This window comes from Oleiphilus sp. HI0123, from assembly GCF_001635315.1.
This window is the reverse complement of record NZ_LWGE01001597.1, coordinates 1-1,354: the sequence shown is the minus strand read 5'-3', so window position 1 is coordinate 1,354 and position 1,354 is coordinate 1. Positions and strand designations below refer to the sequence as shown.

General features: G+C 42.5%; 2 protein-coding genes. Both read right to left on the bottom strand.

Going from position 1 to position 1,354, the window contains the following annotated elements:
* On the bottom strand, positions 1-449 hold a 449-nt coding region (locus A3761_RS21450; protein WP_231881280.1), incomplete at its 3' end, for a pseudouridine synthase.
* 121 nt (positions 450-570) lie between these two features.
* A complete protein-coding gene (gene thrH / locus A3761_RS21445; protein ID WP_068553400.1) occupies positions 571-1,185 on the bottom strand; it encodes a bifunctional phosphoserine phosphatase/homoserine phosphotransferase ThrH in 615 nt (204 codons plus the stop codon).
* Positions 1,186-1,354: the final 169 nt, after the last annotated feature.

Below are 1,354 nucleotides of genomic sequence, written 5' to 3'. Positions count from 1 at the left end.
GTCAAAATCAACAAACCGCTAGTATTAATATCCAGACGACCTACCGATATCCAGCGCTGCCCCTCAAGCTTCGGCAGGTTATCAAAGACGGTTGGTCGCCCTTCAGGGTCAGAATGTGTACAGACAACCCCTTCAGGCTTGGAATAAACAATAACCTTATATTCTTGTTCAGACCTTCTAGGCATTTTTACAAAACGATCATCTACATAAACTTTATCACTTGGTACAACCCGCAAGCCCAATGAAGCAACTTCACCATTTACCTTCACTCGGCCCTGGCTTATCCAGCGTTCTAGCTCGCGGCGAGAAGCAAGGCCGGCTTGCGCAAGAACCTTCTGTAGGCGCTCACCAACAGGAGCCGTGGCACTACTTTCAGCTTGTAAGCTTTCGTCAAGATCGCTTTCGCTGACAGGAGTTTGTTGTAGATCAGTATCTGACTTCTTGGTCATTAAAATGCTCATTAGGTGAAATTTATATGCTGCAACCATTGTAGGTCAGCAGAGGGTATTCGCCAATAAAAAACCAGGGCTGAGGAACTATTGCGTAGTCACTAAGCCCGGAACTTATTGCTTAGGAATTTTGCGTCAGGCTAACTTTTAAAATCTCTGCCTGAAGATCAGCATATTCATGAACTGCTGGAAATTGAGGAAACTCATCGATCACATTCTGAGGTGACTTAAACAGGATGCCTGCTTCAGCCTGCTTCAGCATAGTTGTGTCATTATAAGAGTCGCCTGCTGCAATTACACGATAGTTCAATAATTGGAAGGCTCTAACAGACTGACGCTTAGGGTCTTTCTGGCGAAGTATATAGTCGGTAATCTTTCCATCTTCAGCCACTTCAAGCTTATGACAGAATAGTGTTGGAAAGCCTAGCTTTGCCATTAGCGGCATTGCAAACTCATAAAACGTATCAGAAAGAATAATTACCTGAAAGCGAGTAGACAACCAGTCAATAAACTCTTTAGCACCTGGAAGCGGATCGAGTTCAGCGATAACAGCTTGAATCTCATTAAGACCATAACCGTTTTCTTCAAGGATACGAAGGCGCTGAGTCATCAATACGTCATAATCTGGTATATCACGAGTGGTCGCCTTAAGCTCTTCTATTCCGGTCTTTTCAGCAAATGCTATCCATATTTCAGGGATCAATACCCCTTCTAAATCAAGACAAACTAATTCCACGACGCACTCCGTCTTTATAATAAAGGTTAATATCTTTCGATAGTGAAAATTCGAAGCGCTATTCTAACTAAAAGCTAGCGCCTTGCATAATGTAAAATCTTCGTTAGAATCGAGCTCATATTGCTAATACCACATTAGTATTAAAACAAAGCATATACAGAGACCAAAT